The organism is Acinetobacter sp. AB03 (genome assembly GCF_058107045.1).
Window position 1 is genome coordinate 1 of sequence record NZ_JBUEBA010000024.1, and the last position, 327, is coordinate 327.

General features: G+C 38.5%; 1 protein-coding gene. It reads right to left on the reverse strand.

The window, feature by feature from the left end; genetic code table 11:
* A partial coding sequence (locus tag ACY3FQ_RS17005) for a transposase (RefSeq protein ID WP_336163055.1) occupies nucleotides 1-327 on the reverse strand: 327 nt, incomplete at both ends.

Sequence of the window (327 nt, forward strand, 5' to 3'; positions counted from 1 at the left end):
CGATCATGTTGCCATTCACCTGTTAAATAGCACCAACAGAAACCGATAGCTAGCACTGCTATCAATTTCTTGACTCGTCTAGGGTCTGTTAAACGAGTATTTTCAAGATTGAATCCACGTCCTTTGAGACAACTAAATAACGTTTCGATTTCCCAGCGTAATGCATAATCACGAATAGCAGAAGCATTAAACATAGGAGAAACAACAAGTAAAAGTTCTCCATCTTCTAATCGTAGCGCACTAATATACAGTTTCACTCGACCAACCCAAATACGTCGTTTACGACATTCAGTTTGACCAACTTGAAGATGACGAAATAAATCACTA